General features: G+C 41.0%; 17 protein-coding genes and 1 riboswitch. Of the genes, 10 read left to right on the top strand and 7 right to left on the bottom strand.

All coding sequences use genetic code 11. The features are described from left to right. Positions 1 to 224: 224 nt before the first annotated feature. From ACTJKA_RS04830 to ACTJKA_RS04815, 4 genes are all read left to right on the top strand, one after another. A complete protein-coding gene (locus ACTJKA_RS04830; RefSeq protein ID WP_217967691.1) occupies positions 225 to 2,132 on the top strand; it encodes a beta-glucoside-specific PTS transporter subunit IIABC in 1,908 nt (635 codons plus the stop codon). Further along, positions 2,104 to 3,522 carry a glycoside hydrolase family 1 protein gene (locus tag ACTJKA_RS04825; RefSeq protein WP_440607646.1) on the top strand — a complete coding sequence of 473 codons (1,419 nt, stop codon included), beginning with the start codon at positions 2,104 to 2,106 and terminating at the stop codon, positions 3,520 to 3,522. Before ACTJKA_RS04830 ends, ACTJKA_RS04825 begins: the two co-directional genes overlap by 29 nt. Before the next feature lie 335 nt (positions 3,523 to 3,857). Beyond that, complete coding sequence (locus ACTJKA_RS04820) at positions 3,858 to 4,535, top strand: ATP-binding cassette domain-containing protein (protein ID WP_008345683.1); 678 nt, start codon at positions 3,858 to 3,860, stop codon at positions 4,533 to 4,535. After that, positions 4,532 to 5,647: a hypothetical protein gene (locus ACTJKA_RS04815; protein ID WP_007497982.1), complete on the top strand. Its 1,116-nt coding sequence runs from the start codon at positions 4,532 to 4,534 to the stop codon at positions 5,645 to 5,647. Before ACTJKA_RS04820 ends, ACTJKA_RS04815 begins: the two co-directional genes overlap by 4 nt. 66 nt (positions 5,648 to 5,713) lie before the next feature. Here the strand turns inward: ACTJKA_RS04815 and ACTJKA_RS04810 are convergent, their stop codons facing one another. The 5 genes from ACTJKA_RS04810 to ACTJKA_RS04790 form a co-directional block, all read right to left on the bottom strand. Then, complete coding sequence (locus ACTJKA_RS04810) at positions 5,714 to 6,835, bottom strand: 5-methyltetrahydropteroyltriglutamate--homocysteine S-methyltransferase (protein WP_440607645.1); 1,122 nt, start codon at positions 6,833 to 6,835, stop codon at positions 5,714 to 5,716. 87 nt (positions 6,836 to 6,922) lie between these two features. Further along, positions 6,923 to 7,035, bottom strand: a riboswitch (SAM riboswitch). Between the two features lie 81 nt (positions 7,036 to 7,116). Beyond that, positions 7,117 to 8,436 (bottom strand): gluconate:H+ symporter, encoded by a 1,320-nt coding sequence (locus tag ACTJKA_RS04805; protein ID WP_429623399.1) that lies wholly within the window; start codon positions 8,434 to 8,436, stop codon positions 7,117 to 7,119. Positions 8,437 to 8,486: 50 nt separating this feature from the next. Beyond that, positions 8,487 to 9,908, bottom strand: a complete 1,422-nt coding sequence (locus ACTJKA_RS04800) for a four-carbon acid sugar kinase family protein (RefSeq protein ID WP_440607644.1) — start codon at positions 9,906 to 9,908, stop codon at positions 8,487 to 8,489. 6 nt (positions 9,909 to 9,914) lie between these two features. Then, positions 9,915 to 10,808, bottom strand: a complete 894-nt coding sequence (gene garR / locus ACTJKA_RS04795; RefSeq protein WP_345911434.1) for a 2-hydroxy-3-oxopropionate reductase — start codon at positions 10,806 to 10,808, stop codon at positions 9,915 to 9,917. A gap of 200 nt (positions 10,809 to 11,008) precedes the next feature. Then, positions 11,009 to 11,866 carry a MurR/RpiR family transcriptional regulator gene (locus ACTJKA_RS04790; protein ID WP_024719230.1) on the bottom strand — a complete coding sequence of 286 codons (858 nt, stop codon included), beginning with the start codon at positions 11,864 to 11,866 and terminating at the stop codon, positions 11,009 to 11,011. 161 nt (positions 11,867 to 12,027) lie between these two features. Between ACTJKA_RS04790 and ACTJKA_RS04785 the strand changes: the two genes are divergently transcribed. After that, a complete protein-coding gene (locus ACTJKA_RS04785) occupies positions 12,028 to 12,705 on the top strand; it encodes a DUF3298 and DUF4163 domain-containing protein (protein WP_017368341.1) in 678 nt (225 codons plus the stop codon). A gap of 78 nt (positions 12,706 to 12,783) precedes the next feature. Here the strand turns inward: ACTJKA_RS04785 and ACTJKA_RS04780 are convergent, their stop codons facing one another. Both ACTJKA_RS04780 and pepT read right to left on the bottom strand, forming a co-directional pair. Continuing rightward, positions 12,784 to 12,963, bottom strand: a complete 180-nt coding sequence (locus tag ACTJKA_RS04780) for a hypothetical protein (protein WP_008345664.1) — start codon at positions 12,961 to 12,963, stop codon at positions 12,784 to 12,786. Between the two features lie 288 nt (positions 12,964 to 13,251). Continuing rightward, positions 13,252 to 14,484 carry a peptidase T gene (gene pepT / locus ACTJKA_RS04775; RefSeq protein WP_008345662.1) on the bottom strand — a complete coding sequence of 411 codons (1,233 nt, stop codon included), beginning with the start codon at positions 14,482 to 14,484 and terminating at the stop codon, positions 13,252 to 13,254. A 226-nt stretch (positions 14,485 to 14,710) separates the two neighbouring features. On the opposite strand from pepT, the gene ACTJKA_RS04770 reads away from it, so the two are divergent. The 5 genes from ACTJKA_RS04770 (at position 14,711) to ACTJKA_RS04750 (ending at position 18,107) form a co-directional block, all read left to right on the top strand. Further along, positions 14,711 to 15,034 (top strand): WXG100 family type VII secretion target, encoded by a 324-nt coding sequence (locus ACTJKA_RS04770; RefSeq protein WP_017358661.1) that lies wholly within the window; start codon positions 14,711 to 14,713, stop codon positions 15,032 to 15,034. 4 nt (positions 15,035 to 15,038) lie between these two features. Beyond that, entirely contained in the window at positions 15,039 to 16,235 is a 1,197-nt protein-coding gene (locus ACTJKA_RS04765) for a DUF6861 domain-containing protein (RefSeq protein ID WP_017358662.1), read from the top strand. 12 nt (positions 16,236 to 16,247) lie between these two features. Further along, complete coding sequence (locus ACTJKA_RS04760; protein ID WP_108611106.1) at positions 16,248 to 17,006, top strand: hypothetical protein; 759 nt, start codon at positions 16,248 to 16,250, stop codon at positions 17,004 to 17,006. Between the two features lie 21 nt (positions 17,007 to 17,027). Then, positions 17,028 to 17,555, top strand: a complete 528-nt coding sequence (locus tag ACTJKA_RS04755) for a YfjD family protein (protein ID WP_171465916.1) — start codon at positions 17,028 to 17,030, stop codon at positions 17,553 to 17,555. A 96-nt stretch (positions 17,556 to 17,651) separates the two neighbouring features. Then, the gene (locus ACTJKA_RS04750) at positions 17,652 to 18,107 is read left to right on the top strand and encodes a helix-turn-helix domain-containing protein (RefSeq protein WP_017368337.1); all 456 of its coding nucleotides are present in this window, start codon (positions 17,652 to 17,654) and stop codon (positions 18,105 to 18,107) included. Positions 18,108 to 18,239 lie beyond the last annotated feature (132 nt).

Here is an 18,239-nt window from a genome sequence, read left to right as displayed (position 1 = left end):
AAACCTAAATCATTGTCCCTATCTTTGATAAGGCATGATTTAGGTTTTTTTGTATCTAAAGGCTTATAAAATTGAATAACGATCAATCGCTATGAAGGATTGTTACTGGTTAAGCAGGCAAAACCTAAATATCGATTAATGTCTGAATCGCTATTTTTCGGGCATTAATGGATGTTTAGGTTTTTTCTATATCAAGATGAAATCAACGATTGGAGGGTAACACAATGAACCACAAACAAACAGCAAAAGAAGTTCTAGAGCTTGTCGGCGGTGAAAAGAATGTAAAGCAAGTCACGCATTGTATGACAAGACTTCGCTTCAATTTATACGATGAAGGCAAGGCGGATAAGGAGAAGCTGCAATCAACAGATGGCGTCATGGGCGTGAATCAAAGCGGCGGTCAATACCATGTCATTATTGGCAACGACGTATCAAACGTCTATCAAGCAATGATTGCTGATTCTGGGTTATCAACAGATGTAAAGTCAGGCGATTCAGAAGAAGCATCAAAACAAAATGTGATTTCAAAGCTTTTCGATTTTATCTCTGGTGTCTTCACACCGATTCTTCCAGCCATCGCTGGAGCTGGTATGATCAAAGGGATCTTGGCATTAATGCTGACGTTCCAATGGATCTCAGATAAAAGCAGCACATATGCGATTTTAACAGCTATCGGAGACGGAGCCTTTTACTTCTTACCGATTCTGCTTGCTGTAAGCGTAGCCAAAAAAATTGGCACAAATCAGTATATCGCAGCTGCCATTGCAGCAGCCGCACTGCACCCGCAGCTCACTGCTTTACTAGGTGCAGGAAATACAGAATTTCTAGGCTTGCCAGTGGTTGCCGTTGTGTACTCTTCATCGGTGATTCCAATTCTACTCACTATCTGGCTCGGCTCATATGTGGAAAGATTCGCAGAAAAATATAGTCCGAAATCACTAAAAATCATTCTTGTTCCAACAGTTACACTTCTTGTCGTGGTACCAGTTATGCTTATCGCGGTTGGACCGCTTGGTGGGATTATCGGAAATGGCCTTTCAGGTGGAATTGATTTATTGTTCAAACATGCAGGTATTTTGGCCGGACTCTTAATCGGTGGCTTTATGTCACCATTGATCATTACGGGCATGCACTATGCACTACTTCCAATCATGATCAACAACATTACATTAAACGGTTTTGACTTCATTCTTCCAATGATGTTTGTAGCGAATATGGCACAAGCAGGCGCAGCATTTGGTGTCTTCTTAAGATCAAAAAACAAAACATTCAAATCATTGGCGATGTCTACAAGTATCACTGCATTAATGGGTATTACTGAACCTGCTATGTATGGTGTGAACATGCGATTGAAAAAACCGTTCCTTGCAGCCCTCATTGGTGCAGCAGCAGGCGGCGTGTTCATGTCTATCTTCAAAGTAAAGTCATATGTGATATCAGGATCAGCAGGTCTTCCAGGTCTCCCAACGTTCATTGGACCGACATTTGTTTACTCCATCATTGGATTAGTGATCGGCTTTGTTGTAGCAACCATCATGACACTTGTTCTAGGGTTCAAAGATGTACCAGTGAAAGATGATACAAAAGCAGACAAACCAGAAGAAAAGAAAGACACAGTAGCGCTTCAAAATGAAGTGGTACAAAGCCCGCTTGAAGGTCAACTAAAGCCGCTCAATCAAGTAAATGATGCAACATTCTCTAATGAAATCATGGGTAAAGGAACAGCCATTGTCCCAACAGTTGGACGTGTAGTAGCACCGTTCAACGGCAAGGTTGAAACCATTTTCCAAACGAAACATGCCATTGGTTTAAAGAGTGATCAAGGCACAGAGCTTCTCATCCATGTGGGGATTGATACAGTAAAACTTGGCGGTAAACATTTCACAAGTCATGTGCAGTCAGGTGATCTCGTTCAAGCAGGAGATCTGCTAGTTGAATTTGATATCAAGGGCATTAAGCAAGAAGGCTATGATGTAACAACGCCAATTATCGTCACCAACACAAATGATTTTGCACAAGTTAATGCGAAAACAGATGGGGCGATTACAGTAAAAGAGACATTGCTTACAGTCAGTGTAGAAGAAAATGAGGAGGGCATTCAACATGACCAATTTAGAAAAAACATTTCCTAAAGGTTTCTTATGGGGCGGCGCAGTAGCCGCCAACCAAATTGAAGGCGCTTATAACAAAGATGGAAAAGGCTTATCGACAGCGGATGTATCACCACACGGGATTATGCACCCATTCGATGAATCAATGAAGGACCTTAACTTATATCATGATGCGATCGACTTCTATCATCGCTACAAAGAAGATATTGCCCTTTTTGCAGAAATGGGATTCAAGTGCTTCAGACTATCCATTTCTTGGCCACGTATTTTCCCAAATGGCGACGATGCGGAACCGAATGAAGCTGGCCTCGCTTTCTATGAAAAAGTATTTGATGAACTGCATAAGCATGGAATTGAGCCAGTTGTCACGATCTCTCACTATGAAATGCCGCTTGCACTTGTGAAAAACTATGGCGGATGGAGAAACCGTAAGCTTGTGGGTCTTTATGAAACATACGCTAAAACATTGTTCACTCGCTTTAAAGATAAAGTGAAATATTGGATGACTTTCAATGAAATCAACGTTGTGTTACATGCTCCTTTCACAGGGGGCGGCCTTGTATTTGAAGAAGGCGAAGACGAGAAAAGCATTCAATATCAAGCAGCGCATCACCAATTTGTTGCAAGTGCTCTAGTTGTTAAAGCAGGACACGAAATCATTCCAGATGCGAAAATCGGTTGTATGATTGCAGCGATGACCACATATCCGTACAGCTCAAGACCTGAAGATATGTTTGCTGCGATTGATCAAGATCGTAAAACATTGTTCTTCTCAGATGTACAGTCAAGAGGCTATTACCCTGGATACATGAAACGTTATTTCCTGGAAAATAACATCAACATTGAATTCCAAGACGGTGACGAAGACATTCTAAAAAACCATACAGTCGACTATATCGGCTTCAGCTATTATATGAGTTTTGTGACAAGTACAGATCCAGAGGTTCTTGGACAAGTGACTGGTGGTAACCTATTTGAAGGTGTGAAAAACCCTTATCTAGAAGCAAGTGATTGGGGCTGGCAAATTGATCCAAAAGGACTTCGTACAACACTAAACCAACTATATGACCGCTACCAAAAACCATTGTTTATCGTAGAAAATGGATTGGGTGCTGTGGATCAAGTAGAAGAAGACGGCTCAATTCAAGACGATTACCGAATTGATTACCTAAGAAGTCATTTGCTTGAGGCAAGAGAAGCGATCGCAGACGGCGTTGATCTGATCGGCTATACAAGCTGGGGCCCAATTGATCTTGTCAGTGCATCAACAGCTGAAATGAAAAAACGCTACGGCTTCATTTATGTCGACCGTGACAATGAAGGCAACGGTACATTAGATAGAAAGAAAAAGAAAAGCTTTGATTGGTATAAACAAGTGATCGCGACAAATGGTGATCATTTAGATGCATGAAGAATAAAGATCTAACAAAACCACTCAATTCTAGGAGTGGTTTTGTTTTTTTATGATTTATTTAAGCGAGCTAGCTCATCTGACAATTTATTAACAACCTTGATGAAGTATGATATTGTAGGTGAGTATAATGAATAAATTAGTATATTTGGTTGATAAAGTTATTACAATATTATCAAGATACATATGAATCTATTGTGCTATAACTTAATGTAAAAAATGATCAAACTAGAGTAACAATGTGGGTTATTGCACATCTAAAGGAAGTTACGATTTTGAATTGGGTGTTTATGGAAATAACACACTTAATTTATTAGAGGGGATTGAGATGGCAAGTGAACTTAGATAATAAGGAAGATGCGTCGATTTTAAAGGTCGACCACCTTGGTTTTCAATATGGGAATGCAACCATCTTAAAAAATTTGTCTTTACATATTCAAGGCTCTGGCCTTTATGCCCTTCATGGAGAAAGTGGTAGTGGGAAGACGACATTTATTAATATTATTGCATTGATTCAAAAACCGAGTACTGGGAAGATGACGTTGTTCAATCAGCCCATTGATTTTACAAATCAAGAACAGATTGATAATTACCGCAAAAAAATCGCCTATTTGTTTCAGGATTTGAACTTGATTGAGTCTTTAACTGTCAGAGAAAATCTACACGTTATCTCATTAATTAACGAACAAGAAATCTCAAATGAAAGATTAGAGGAACAGGCTGCGAAGCTCAAAATGAGCGAGAAAATTGATGTCACAGTGAGCAACTTATCAGGGGGAGAAAGGCAGCGCGCGGCTTTTTTGAAAATCATGCTGTTTGATTATTCATTGATTCTATTAGATGAACCAACAAATAACCTTGATAAAGATAATATTCAGATGATGCTTGGTATGTTATCTGAATTGAAGAAAACGAGGACCATTTTAGTCGTTACACATTCTGATACCGTTGTGCAACATGCTGATGTCGTCCTTCGATTTGAAGACTTGAATAAAAAGGACCAATCCATATGAAAACAACATTCGTCTTTGAGTATTTAAAAAAGAAACATCGACCGACCCTGAGAAAATTAGCTGTTTTGAATTTTGTTTTACTGATGTTAATCTTTTTCTCCATATTTACTATCTTGATTTCTGCCGATAATATTTATAAAAACGTATTGACTAATGATCGTCTATCAATGGTTTTAATTAATGGATATTCGAAAACTGGTGAGTATCAGTACGATACAGATAAAATTAAGCGTATGCCGAATGTCAAAGACATTGTCTATGAATATGACGTCTCGTTATCTATTGAAGCAAATGGAGAAACGGATATATTGTCGGCTTTATCATTCAATCCGACAACAAAAGAGGCTGTGAGTTATGAAGGAGATCTAAAAGAAAACACTATCCTGCTTCCAGAAAGATTTAAAGGTAAAAAAATAAAAGTTTTTGATGGTGAAGTGGAACCATTAAAAGCGAATATTGATTACTACAAAGGAGAAGGGAACTATTTCTTAAAAGATTACAGTTACTTATCACCTGATCTGTATAAAAAACTAAGTAATCAAATTAAGATTGGTGAGAACTACGATGGTGTTAGAACACTCATTGTTAATTTAAATAAAACCGAGGATATTTATGAATTTGTGAACCAGTTTGATCGAATGTTTGATGAAGAAGATGTTTTTGTATACTATCAAGCGCAAGGGCTAGAGAAACTAGTTGCTAATTCAAAATTGTCATTTTTGCTGCTTGTCGTATTTCAGATCATTTTATTTGTGGTGATTACTTTTATTTATCGAGGTCAGATGCATACACTGATTAGTATTTTGAATCGAGATTTGTTGTCCTTGTATTTAAATGGGATGTCATCAAAGGATATGATCAAGCAATTCTATCGTAGTATAGATAAGATGAACCTAAAAGTGTATATTGTTGCGTTACTATTCATTGCTGTCTTGGGTGCTTTCCTGCTAGGACAATTACCGGGAGAGATCATTCTATGGATTGGTGGAACAGCTGTTGGACTTCTACTTGTCTTGGTTCTATTAAATAAATGGTTTGTGCGATACATTATCACAAAACGTATGAAGAAAGAACTGTCACAAGAAAATATCGTATCAAGATTACGTAACTAAAAAAGAACTGCTTATTGGCAGTTCTTTTTTTAACCCCTAGGCTTTGAGAGCTTAGAACTAGATGTGTTATTTCCACACTTGATCCGCAATCTCAATCACATGACGCAGCTTTTCCCATTGCTGTTCTTCTGTTAACAAATTGCCTTCCTCTGTTGAGGCGAATCCACATTGTGGGCTCAAACAAATTTGGTTGATGTCCACATATTGAGCCGCTTCCTCGATTCTTCTTTTGATCTGATCAACGGGTTCGAGTTCCCCATACTTTGAAGTGACAAGACCTAGTACGATTTGAAGGTTTGGATTCTTCACATAACGCAGGGGTTCAAATCCGCCAGAACGGTCATCGTCGAATTCTAAGAAGAGACCATCCAAATCGAGACCCGCAAAAATCGTTTCTGCCGCTGCCTCATAACCACCTTCGGCTGCCCAAGTTGATTTAAAGTTACCACGGCAAATGTGCATGGTGATCACTAAATCATCTGGTCGATCGGCAACCGCTTCATTGATTGTTTTCGCAAACGATTCACGCAGTTCATCTTCCTCGCGGCCAAAAGCTTTGATTTGTTCATGTCCTTTTTCAGAAAAGAACACAGCCCAAGCTGTATCATCTAGCTGTAAGTAACGGCAGCCTGCATCATAAAAAGCACGGATGGCTTTTTTATAAGCTTGTGCCACGTCATGGTGAAAATCATCTAAGCTGTTGTACACACCTTCTTCAAGCTTTCCACGGAAAAAGAGCATATTCGGACTTGGAATCGTCATTTTAGCCGTATGATCACCCGCGATGCTGTGAAGGAAGCGATAATCCTCTATCATTGGATGATCAGTAAAATCAATCTTACCTGTTACTTTGATGCCTCTCGCTTTTGTCGTCGTATTGTGGAATTGAATGCCTTGGTCTGCTTCAAATCCTTCGACCCCATCAAGCCCTTCTAGAAAGTCAAAATGCCACCATGCACGTCTGAATTCTCCATCTGTGACAACCTCTAATCCAATTTCTTTTTGCTTCTCTACAATACGAATGATTTCTTCGTTTTCAATTTGTCTGAGCTGTTCTGCTGTCAGTGTACCGTCTGCCTTTTGCTTACGTGCTTCTTTGATGCGTTCAGAACGAAGTAAACTCCCTACTTGATCTGCGCGAAATGGCGGCTTTGTTGTTTTCTTACCAATGGTTTGTACTTGTGTCATGCTGAATCCCTTCTTTCTTCAGGTTATAAATCAAATAAAAAAGCTCTTCCTTAGATAAGGAAGAGCATCATATACTGTGAGATCTCTGCCTTATCTTCAAACAAGCATCAGCTTGCTTAAGGAATTAGCACCATTCTGTTCCTAGGAACAGCGGTTGCCGGGTTTCACAGGGCCAGTCCCTCCACCACTCTTAATAAGGTTACCTTTGATTCAATTTTCTTAATAAACACAATTATTCAATCTTTTCGAGAAAAAGTCAATGGTTTTTCCTATTTATTTTCCTACATAAACAAATCAGCGACGAGAACACCTGCTAATCCAACAAGTGATAGAACAGTCACCATCAATGTCCACGTTTTAAAAGTTTGAGCCATCGACAAATTAAAGTATTCTTTGTAAATCCAGAAACCTGCATCATTCACATGAGAGAATGTTATACTGCCGGCGCCTGTTGCAATCACCATTAGTTCGGGGCTAACTCCCGTCAAACCAATTAGCGGTGCAGAAATGCCAGCTGCTGTGAGACCCGCGACAGTTGCTGACCCTAAAGAGACACGAAGGACAGCTGCAATCAGCCAAGTGAGGAGCAGAGGAGACAGTGTGCTTCCTTGCATAATCCCTGCAATGTATTGATCAACACCGCTGTCAATGAGCACCTGTTTAAAGGCGCCGCCGCCTGCAATGATCAATAAAATCATCGCAATGGAGCCAATTGAATCTGTAATCGACTTCATGACGTCCTGCATGCTCTTTCCTCTGCCAAGACCAAATGTGTAGATGGCAAGCAGCACAGAGATTAATAGGGCAATCGCCGGCTCGCCTAAAAACTCAGCTGCCGGTAGCAGCGGGGAGGACGGGAAGAAAATTTCTAAACATGCTCTGAATGTCATGAGCAATACAGGTAAAATAGCGGTGAAAATACTAATGCTGAAGCTTGGCATTTCCTCTTCTGTAAATTCCTTTGGATTAAACAAGTCCTTTGGAATGTGTGCATGCAGTTGGTCTTTCTTAAATAGTTTCGTAAACAGAAGTCCGCCTACTAAAACAGCAGGAATGGCTAAAATAATTCCAACCAATAAGGTTTGTCCCATGTTGGCTTGAAATACATTGGCAATGGCTGTCGGCCCTGGGTGAGGAGGGAGGAAGCCATGTGTTGTAATGAGTGCAGCGACGAGCGGCATTCCCACATACAACACAGGAAGTCTTGCGGCTTGAGCAATGGTAAAGACTAATGGAATAAGAATAATGAATCCGGTTTCATAAAATAGAGCAATTCCGATAACAAATCCAGTCAGCATCGTCGCCCATTGGATTTTCCCGATACCAAAGCGGTCGATGAGTGTCATGGCAATACGCTGAGCACCGCCAGAATCAGCCATCAATTTACCAAGCATCGCTCCAAAGCCAAGAACCAACGCCAGATGGCCGAGTGTACTTCCAAGCCCTTTTTCGACTGAAGCAATCGCTTCAAGTGGTGACATGCCTTCTAAAACGGCAACGATTAAAGAGACAATAATCAACGAAATGAAAGCGTTTAACTTAAAGACAACCATGAGTAAAAGTAATAACAAAACGCCAAGTCCGATAAAAACTAACGACATGATCTTTCCTCCTTTGTGCTGCATAAGGGAGCGTGAACGCCCCCTCTGCTTTATCCTTCAAGTATGTCTACTGCTTCTTTTAACGTATCCTTTGAGCCAACATTTCCCGGGAAAATCACATAAGACATAAATGGGAATTTGCTTTCTTCTCCTGTTTGCCAAACGGGAATACCTGGTTTGATTTGACCTGCGACGGTCGCACGTTTGACGCTGAGTCCTCTTGTTCCAATATCGCTTGAGGTGATTCCACCTTTGGCAATGAGGTACTTAGGGCGAATGGAGAGGCGCTGGACAATGCTTGTCACCGCATCACTAATCTGAACAGAGAGTTTCAATTCTTCCTCTCGGCGATTGTCTCCAAGATCAAGCCGTTCTCTCCTTGTATAAACAGCAACCGATTGTCCGGTTGTTAAAAGCCTTTCAGTTTGTTGAATCACGCGGTCAATTTCCTCTTGAAATGCTTCAGGTTCTAACACGAGGTGTGTATCAAATTCAATAAATGCAATGTCTTTATTTTGCTGCAGCGCTCGCAATTGTTCGGTTGTTTTTTTGACATGGGAACCGACCATGATGAGGCCACCGTGCGTGCTTTCTTCCTGTATTAAGTCTTGTCTAGTTAATAGTGCTTGATCCTCAACACCGCCAAGCACTTTTGTGAGAGCTGCCGCACTTCTAAATAGAAAGTGCTGACCTGCTTTGATGGCATCTATGAGGGCAACGACAAAGACTTTGACATCGTCATAGTCCACTGCATTCACAACCACCTTTTGAAAATCTTTCACGGTCATCAGCTGATCCTTGATTTGTTCAATACGTAAAGCCCGGATATCTTCTAAAGAAATATAAGTAGTGTTTTCCTTAGTGAACGATCCGTTTGATTTCTCTTCGATCCATTCTCCGAGGTGAGAAGATTGAAATCCGAATGTACGATCCAATGCAAATTCTGTGTCACCAGCAGGAATTAATTCGTGACCTTCCTGTACGTAGTGAATATTGCCAATCGTAAAGCGGCCGCCTTCTTTAAAAAAGGGAAGAAGGATTTCGCCGTCAAATTGGCGGGAGCTTTGCTGTTCAATGGTCGTTCTGAGAATTTCAGTCTCTAGCGGGAAGTGTCCACGTAGGGTGGAGTCTCCCCGGCTGACAATGATGAAATCTTGATCAAGCCGTTCAGCCGTTTTCACAATCGTTGATGCGATCGTTTCATGAAGAACCGCCGTTTCTTTCTCTGTCATACTGCGAGAGTTGGTTAAGATAAAGAACATACGGCTGTCTTCAAGAAAACCAGCCTCAATGCTTTTCTCTGACCAATCGGTGAAAACAGAGACGCCGTGCACGGTTTGAATACCTGTTGGGTCATCGTCTAATACAATCACTTTATGGTGAAAATGGTTTAGTGCTTGTTCGTATGCTGATTGAATGCGGTCTGAATCCGCTTTCGGAATGGCATTTAGTAATTCAATGCTTTGTTTCATAGAACCTCATCCTTTCTTCACTTCAACATGAGCCATTTTTTCGTAATATTGAACGATTCCGCCGTGATCAAGTCCAGACTTTCCGTCTGCTTTGAGGGCGTGGAAGATTTCTAGCAGCTGACTAGAAAGCGGGAGAGGAACGCCGATATCGTGGGCAGTTTCCATGACATTGGTTAAATCCTTTAAGTTGATGTCAATACGTCCGCCAGGCTCAAAGTTTCGTTCTAAAATGAGAGGAACCTTCGCATCGAGGACAGCACTTCCTGCCAGTCCACCTCGGATGGCTTCATACATTTTATCAACCGCAATGCCAGACTTAGCGGCAAGGACGAGTGCCTCGGACATGGCAGCGATATTTAAGTTGACGATGATTTGATTCGCAAGCTTAGCGGTTGTCCCGCTTCCATTTGAACCAACTAATACGACATCTGTGCCCATGGCATAGAGGACATCCTTTACTTGTTCAAAGATCTCTTCTTCTCCGCCCGCCATAATCGCAAGTGTCCCGTCTATCGCCTTTGGCTCTCCGCCACTGACAGGAGCATCGATAAATTCGACCTGATGCTGTTTTGCCAGTGCCGCTAATGCTCTAGAAGTAACAGGTGAAATAGAGCTCATATCTATAATGATCGTGCCAGGTTTTGCTGTAGCCAATATGCCTTGTTCACCTGCTACGACTGCTTCTACATGCTCACCTTTTGGAAGCATCGTGATGATGATATCGCTTACAGATGCTGCCTCAGCAGCTGATGCAGCGGCATTTGCGCCCACTTCTTTTAATGCTAGAACAGCTTCTGTATGAATATCGAAAACAGTCACAGTATGACCGGCTTTTAATAGATTGAGTGCCATAGGTTTCCCCATAATGCCTAATCCAATGAATCCAATTTGCTTTGCCATTTTGTCCGCCTCCTATTTAGAAACCCCTTACAAAAAGCGCTTTCTTTTCTTTTTGTTAGTATATATACTATCGATTTAAATTAATAGTAGGAAATAAACTATTGTTCATTTAATGTACATGACGAAATAGGAATGTGTCAACGGAAAATATGAGAAAAGTCACAAAAAAAAGACCGGAAACAGCTCCGGTCTATGGTCGATTATGTTTTATTTTTAGCTACAGCTAATCGAGAACGTTTGACGTTGTCGATTGCATTTGATCCTAATTCTAAAACAGCTGTGACGTACAAAACATCAATAATCACAAGCTGATTAATACGAGAAATCATTGAGTCAGAACGATAGGTTGTTTCTCTCGATGAACTGAGCAGATGAAAGTCGGATTTCTTGGCGAGCTCTGATTTCGGATAGCTCGTGATCGAGGCGACCGTTGCACCTTTTTCCTTTGCAAATTGCACGGCATCAAGGATTTCTCTACTTTCCCCTGAATGTGAGATCGCGACGATAAAATCATGTTCCGTTGCATGTGTTGCAATCATATTCATCATATGAGGATCACTACATAGACTCACTTCAAAGCCAAGCTGGAGAAACTTATGATAGGCATCTCCGGCAATAAAACTGGAGGCACCTGCTCCAAAGAAGACGGTTTTATGAGCCTGTTTCATTTGCTCAATAAATTGTGTCACAGCTTGGTCTTCTAAAATATGCTTCATATCCTGAATAGAGTTGGTTGTTAACTCTATGACCTTATGTTTAATATCTGCGACACTATCAGATGCTTCGATCTCACCGTATATAGATTGAGGCGTATTGGTCGCAATATCCTGCGCGACATGGACACGAAACACTTGATAGGACTCATATCCAATTTTTCGCAGAAAACGAAAGATCGTCGTTTCACTTGTGTTGCATTCAGCAGCGAGTGCACTAATCGAATGAAGCACAACTTTCTGAGGGTTTTGTAAAATGTAATTGGCAATCTTTTTCTGGGTAGGGGACAAACTATGAAATGTTGTCCGGATATGACTAAAAATATTCTCTTCTATGATAAACACCACACTTCATCTAACATTCTATCTTAAGCATACAGGAACTTATGAAAACGGTAAACAAACCTCACATGAAAAATAAAGAATAATATGGAAGAAAACACTTCTTTTGGTTCTTTTGTCATGGTATACTCAATTGGTAATAGACAAAAATGGGGGTTTTTACTATGACAATGAAAAAAGGCCTAACGATCAGCCTGCTCATTTTTTCGCTGATTGTTTCATTGTTTGCGCCAGTTGGATCTGCGGATGCCAAACAAGTGAAAAAAGCAAAAGTAAGCACACACTATTATAAAAAGAAAAAAACGTTTAAATATGCACAGGTGAAAAACCTTAGTAAAGCGCATATGAAAACCATCAACCATGATTTAAAAGAAGATATTGCATTTTCCTACTCTACGTATTTGTTCTTAAAGGACGAAGCGAAAAAAGAAGGCATTGGGAAGATCACATACGAGAGATCGTTTAAAACGAAATTTAATAATGGGAAGAAACTAAGTATCCTAAACTATGATTACATGAATGACGGTAGCATGCACGGGGATACGATGGTTACGAGCATGAACTATGTGTTAACAAAGAAAAAAACAAAGCAACTGTACTTTACAGATGTGGTAAAAACAAAGAAAAAGCGTACAAAAGTAAGAGATTATATCTATAACTACACAAAGAAGCATAAAAGTAAATTCTATGCGAATCTGAAAAAAAGCGATATTCAAATCGGCTACGACACGCAGTACTACTTCACGAAAAAGGGAATCGCTGTTGTCTTCCAGCCATATGAAATTTCACCGTACTATGTAGGAATTCCTATGATTCAAGTACCTGCGAAGGTGTATAAATAAACAAGAGAAACGGCCATGAATTTGGTCGTTTTTTATACATAAAAAGAGCCTCTGGTGATGAGGCCCTTCTTTTTACATTTATACTTGTTTGGGTGCATCGTTTAGTGGGTGACGGCGTTTGCCGTTGTAGTGGCGGCGCATACGAAAGATTTCAAACTCCGAAAGCTCTGCGCTTTTTCGTTTTTGGGTGCGGTTATCTTTTTTGAAAGAGAATAGTAAGTAGCAGCAAAGTGAAGCGATAATCAATAAAATCATCATATGACATTCCTCCAATTCATCCTATTCTTTAAGTGTAGACAGGGTGAGTGATGTTTATAACTGAAAATAGTTAGCAAATAGCGTTTAGTTCTAAAGGTTTATTCTGGCTGCTTTTTTAGGTCTAAAATACTGGTTGTTTTTAACTATTATATTTCCAGTTATTTCACTCGTCAAGAAGAATTTTTCTGGGGTTGTCTCTATTAGTACGATTAAGTGTCATAAAAGTTTCAGAAAATTGTAAACTTTTATTAAAAAACCGTTCCCGAACAGGAACGGTTGTAAACATGTTTATGCTTTTTCTTCAAATAAACGTGCAATTTCCACGATCACTTCTGACGCTTTCAGCATATTCTCTACAGAGATGAATTCATATTTACCGTGGAAGTTTTCCCCGCCAGTAAAGATGTTTGGCGTTGGAAGTCCTTTATATGAAAGCTGTGAGCCATCTGTACCGCCGCGGATTGGTTCAATGACAGGTGTCACTGAGCGGTTTTCCATGGCTTCATGAGCGATGTCTACGATATGTTTGACTGGCTCAATTTTTTCTCTCATATTGTAGTATTGATCCTGAATGCTAAGGGTGATGCTGTTTTCGCCGTAGACCGCTTTTAAGTCGTTTGCGATTTTTTCAAACAGTGCTTTGCGCTTGTTGAATTTCTCTTTATCAAAATCACGAATAATATATTGCAACTCTGCTTCTTCTACTTCTCCTACAAATCTTGTGAGGTGGAAAAAGCCTTCGTATCCTTCCGTGTATTCTGGAGATTCATCTGAAGGAAGTTTGTTGTGAAAGAGCATGCCGATCTTTGCAGCACTGACCATTTTGTCTTTTGCTGTCCCTGGATGGACGTTGTTTCCTTTAATTGATACTTTTGCACCTGCGGCGTTGAAGCTTTCATATTGAAGCTCTCCTAGTGGGCCACCGTCAATCGTATAAGCATAAGAAGCGCCAAAGGCATCAACATCGAATTTGTGAGGTCCTCTGCCGATCTCTTCATCTGGTGTGAAGGCGACACGAATTTTTCCATGTTTGATTTCTGGATGCTCAATCAGGTAATGCATGGCGGTCATAATTTCTGCGATACCTGCTTTGTTATCTGCACCAAGCAGGGTCGTGCCATCAGTCGTGATGAGCGTATGTCCTTGGTATTTTTGTAAATTTGGAAACTGTGCTGGAGATAATACGATATGTAGATCTTCGTTTAACGTGATGTCCCCGCCTTGATAGTTCTCATGAATCTGCGGTTTCACGTTCTTGCCAGTGAAGTCAGTGGCTGTGTCGATATGAGCCAGGAAGCCAATGGTTGGCACTTCTTTGTCTGTGTTAGATGGGATCGTGCCCATGACATAACCGTTTTCATCCATTGTCACTTCTTGAATGCCGATGGATTTCATCTCTTCAACTAGCTGCCTTGCTAGGTTTAGCTGTCCTTCAGTGGATGGGCAGCTCTCTATGTCTGCATCAGACTGTGTATCCACTTTTACATAACTTGTGAATCGCTGGATCATTTCCTCTTTCATCAATACGTCACTCCTTTTGTAGAATATGTTCATTTTATCATGTCTTGAATGCGCTTCATAACAAGAAAGGCTTTCTCTGACAATTAGAGAGGAAAAAGACCTACTTTTATTTTGCGATGTGCTGAATGGTTCTTTAGGGTGATTTTTTTGGGTGTCTTTTTATTTATAATGAGGACATATAAAATCATCCATTTGTACGTTAATTTGGGAGAAAGGGGTGCGAAAGTTGGATTCTAGTCAAACACTTGCACTCGCTCAAAAGTTCCAGGAAGCTGCTGATGGCATTCGGCAGTCGAAGCAGCTGCTTGAGAATCGGCTGAAGGCAGTTGGATCAGGCTGGCAAGGGGAAGCAAGAGATAAATTTGATCAAAGCTTTGAGGAAACAGTGGCACGCTATGATCAATTTGAAAAGGACTTGCTTGAAACAAGTCAGGAACTGCGGGATGCTGCTGTCAAAATCGAGGAACGTAAAGCTGAAATCGCCAGAATGGAAGAGCTTGAGCGAAAAAGGCGAGAAGAACGGAGAGAAAGAAACCGAGAAGGGAGATGATGTGATGGCGCGTGACATTGTAGTAGATCCAGATCAGCTGACAGGGCTGGCGAATGATTTTGTAGGAGAGCTTTCGGCCATCGAAACAAAGCACCACGATTTACATAGTGAACTGGATGGCCTCATCCTAGGCTGTGATCCCCGTTATCGAAGCTGTTTTTCTGGTGTAGGAGATGCATGGGGTTCTGGACAAGCCTTAATGAGCAAATTGAGCAGTGACGACATTGCCATTCGTCATGCAACGGATAAAATGGTCGAAGCTGATGATATTTTAAGGAAAATGTACAGTCTGTATGATCAATATGGTACACTCACGAGCCTAGCTGGTATTGTGATGATGCAGGCAAAATACTATGGGCTTGGAATGACGACTTTTATTAAAGAAAATGGCCGATATGCTGCGCAGCATTCAAAGCTCCTTCTTGATGTGACCGGACGGGTAGAAGGTACGAGATTTGACCGGTTGGCAAGGATTTGGCTGAGCAAAAAAGAATTATTAAAACGATCGAATTGGTCGATGGCTGACCTGGTCCATAAGAAATTTACGAAATTTTATCCTAGTGATACAGTTGCGTTCACGAACAGTGTACGTGATTTCACAAAAGGGAGTATCAATTGGAAGGACACAGCTGGCATCAAGTCTGTTCTGAAAAATGGTGCAAGGTTTGCGAAAGGAAATGCCATCATTGCAACGGTCGTCACGGGTGCAACAGAAACGGTAGGCTGCGGTCTGAAAATTGCGGAGAACTATGCGGAATTTGGGGATCAGCCTGAAGTTCTCAAGCGTGAAAATGCAAAGGCTGTTGGAAATGCAGTGAATAATACGGTCTTTATTGCAGGCGGATCTGTTGCAGGTGCCGTTGTGGGTGGCGCTCTTGGAAGCTTTGCAGGACCGATTGGAACAGTCGTTGGCGGTGCGATAGGATCAGCAGTAGGTGGCTTTATTGGTGAAAAAGTCGCCAAGCTTACTTCTGGTTTTGCAGAACAGGTCGCAGTGAAATTAAAAGACCCAATTCATGCGGTTGTCGATAAAGGAAAAAAAGCATTTGAACTTGCAGGTCAAGGTGTTAAAGCAGTCAATGACACCATTGATCAAGCAAATCAGGTGATACATAAAGGAATAGAAAAAACAAAAGAAACCGCAGATTCGCTGTTGAAAGGTGCAGGTGATTTCTTGAAGGGCGCATTTTCTTTTGGATAAGGAGAGATCAAGTTGGATCAGCTAAGTCTAAGTATTGAGGAACTCATCTTTAGTTTTTACAGTGAAGGCTATTTTGAGCAAGGGATGTCTTTAAAGGAAGCCTATTATCCAGATGTAGAGGATGAACGTCTTGGATTTTTATTTGAAATTGCATGCCGCTCTTTGCTGGCAAAAGACGTGCTGGAATTTCGAAATAGACAATACCGTTATAAAGAAGCATACCGGCATTTTATTCAGGCCATGAATGATGCATCACATACCGTGAAAGCTTCAAGGTTTGGTGCATTAGATGAAGAGGTCAGTACGTCCTTTCATACGACTCAGGTAGGTGTGTATGCGCATCATACGCTTTATGATCAACAAGTGCATCAGATTCACAAACTAAAAGACGATCAGCAGACTGTGGAGCAAGTGACAACCTTTTTGAACATACACATGAGTGAACACCTCACACCAGTCATCAATTTGCAGGCAGAAGAATTTGAACTGCTGTTAGAACAAGCCAGTCAAGGGAATGATGATTGGCCTTCTTTTCTAAATAAAGCAGAGAACCAAGAGCTTGTGAGGGCATTTGTTTCTGATGTAAGGGTCAGAAAAGGAAAAATGGATTCTTTGATGAAGGTCACTTATGATAAAAATAATACGCCGGATGTAGAGTCCATGATATTTGTTATTCCGGGGCAGAAGCATTCTTGGCTAGTGTCGGGCATGAAGGAAAATGAATTTCGGATAGAGACGGCTCATAGAGACGGATTACGTTCTATATTCTAATGGAGAAAAGGAGAATGACGCTTGAATCCAAGTGAAGTAATAGAAGTGAGGAGCAGACCCTTTCTAAGAGTATGGGCATTCTTAGCAACGGGCGGATTTGGCATCATCGGTATTTGGTTATTTTCGGAAGCTCTTACATTTGAATCGAATTATACGTTGTTTTTATTTTTAGGCGGATTATTAGGCATTGTCTATGGGTGGATCTCTTTTTTGATGATTCTTCCGGCTTTTACGAAGAGGGGAAATGTGATTTTTCGCATTCAGCGAGGAGAGAATGGCGCTGTTTTATATCGGCAACAAACAATCGCTTTTCAAGACATTCAATCTATTGATATGCGCAGGCATCGTTACAGTATCAGGGGATTTCTGTTCATGGATGTGCTTATTCGGAAATTTGATGGGAAATTGATCAAGATTCCGGCGTACAGTATTTTAGATGAAGAAGTATTTGAGCAAACGGTGAAACAAAACATTTATCCATATTTACATGAGACTGCCCAAGAGAATTGGAAACAGCAGCATGGTCATGGTGAAAAGCAGAATCAATAGATGTTTTCGCCATCATTCCATGAGGTGAGACGCCACTTTTTTTAAGAAATCGTGTATGATGTCAGTAAAGACTGAACAATCAAGAGGTGATGAGAGATGGACAAAGAAATGGTAATTGACCTCGTCACAGAACAAATGGCACGAATTCGAAAAGAAAAAGACTATACACAGGACCGCATGGCTGAGGTGCTTGGGCTATCCAAACGGCATTTGCAGCAGGTAGAAAAGAATCGTCTTCGCCTCAACTGGACGCAATCTGCGGCCGTATGTGCATTATTCAGGGATAGTGACATTTTAAAAGGGACACTTGGGGATGATCCGCTTGAGATTTTGGAAGTCGTCGCCCACGATGAATTGCATTTATCTGTTGAACGTACGATTGGCGGAAAGGTTTGGTGGCGGACGTCTGTGAAAAAAGGTACGTTTCGTCTCCAGCAAAATGTACTAAGCCAGCATTACCGCATCTTAGATGATGAGAATTATCGCTATTATAGTTCCTTTAATAAAGAAGAAGCGAAGCGGCGGTTAGAGGAATTAAGTGAGCTGTCGTAAGCAGAAAAAGAGAGGTCCCTCTATGACAGGGACCTCTCAGCGTGTAGACAAACCCTCGCATTCGGTGTCAGTCCTGCGCTTCGGTGCTCACGAATGTCAAATTCGCTCCGCGCCGATGCTCGTCCTTCCTAG

Origin of the sequence: Bacillus sp. 22190 (assembly GCF_052045575.1) — a bacterium.
Taxonomy (GTDB): Bacteria; Bacillota; Bacilli; order Bacillales; family Bacillaceae; genus Bacillus; species Bacillus altitudinis.
The sequence above is the reverse complement of the archived record's forward strand: the minus strand, read 5'-3'. Positions and strand labels throughout refer to the sequence as shown.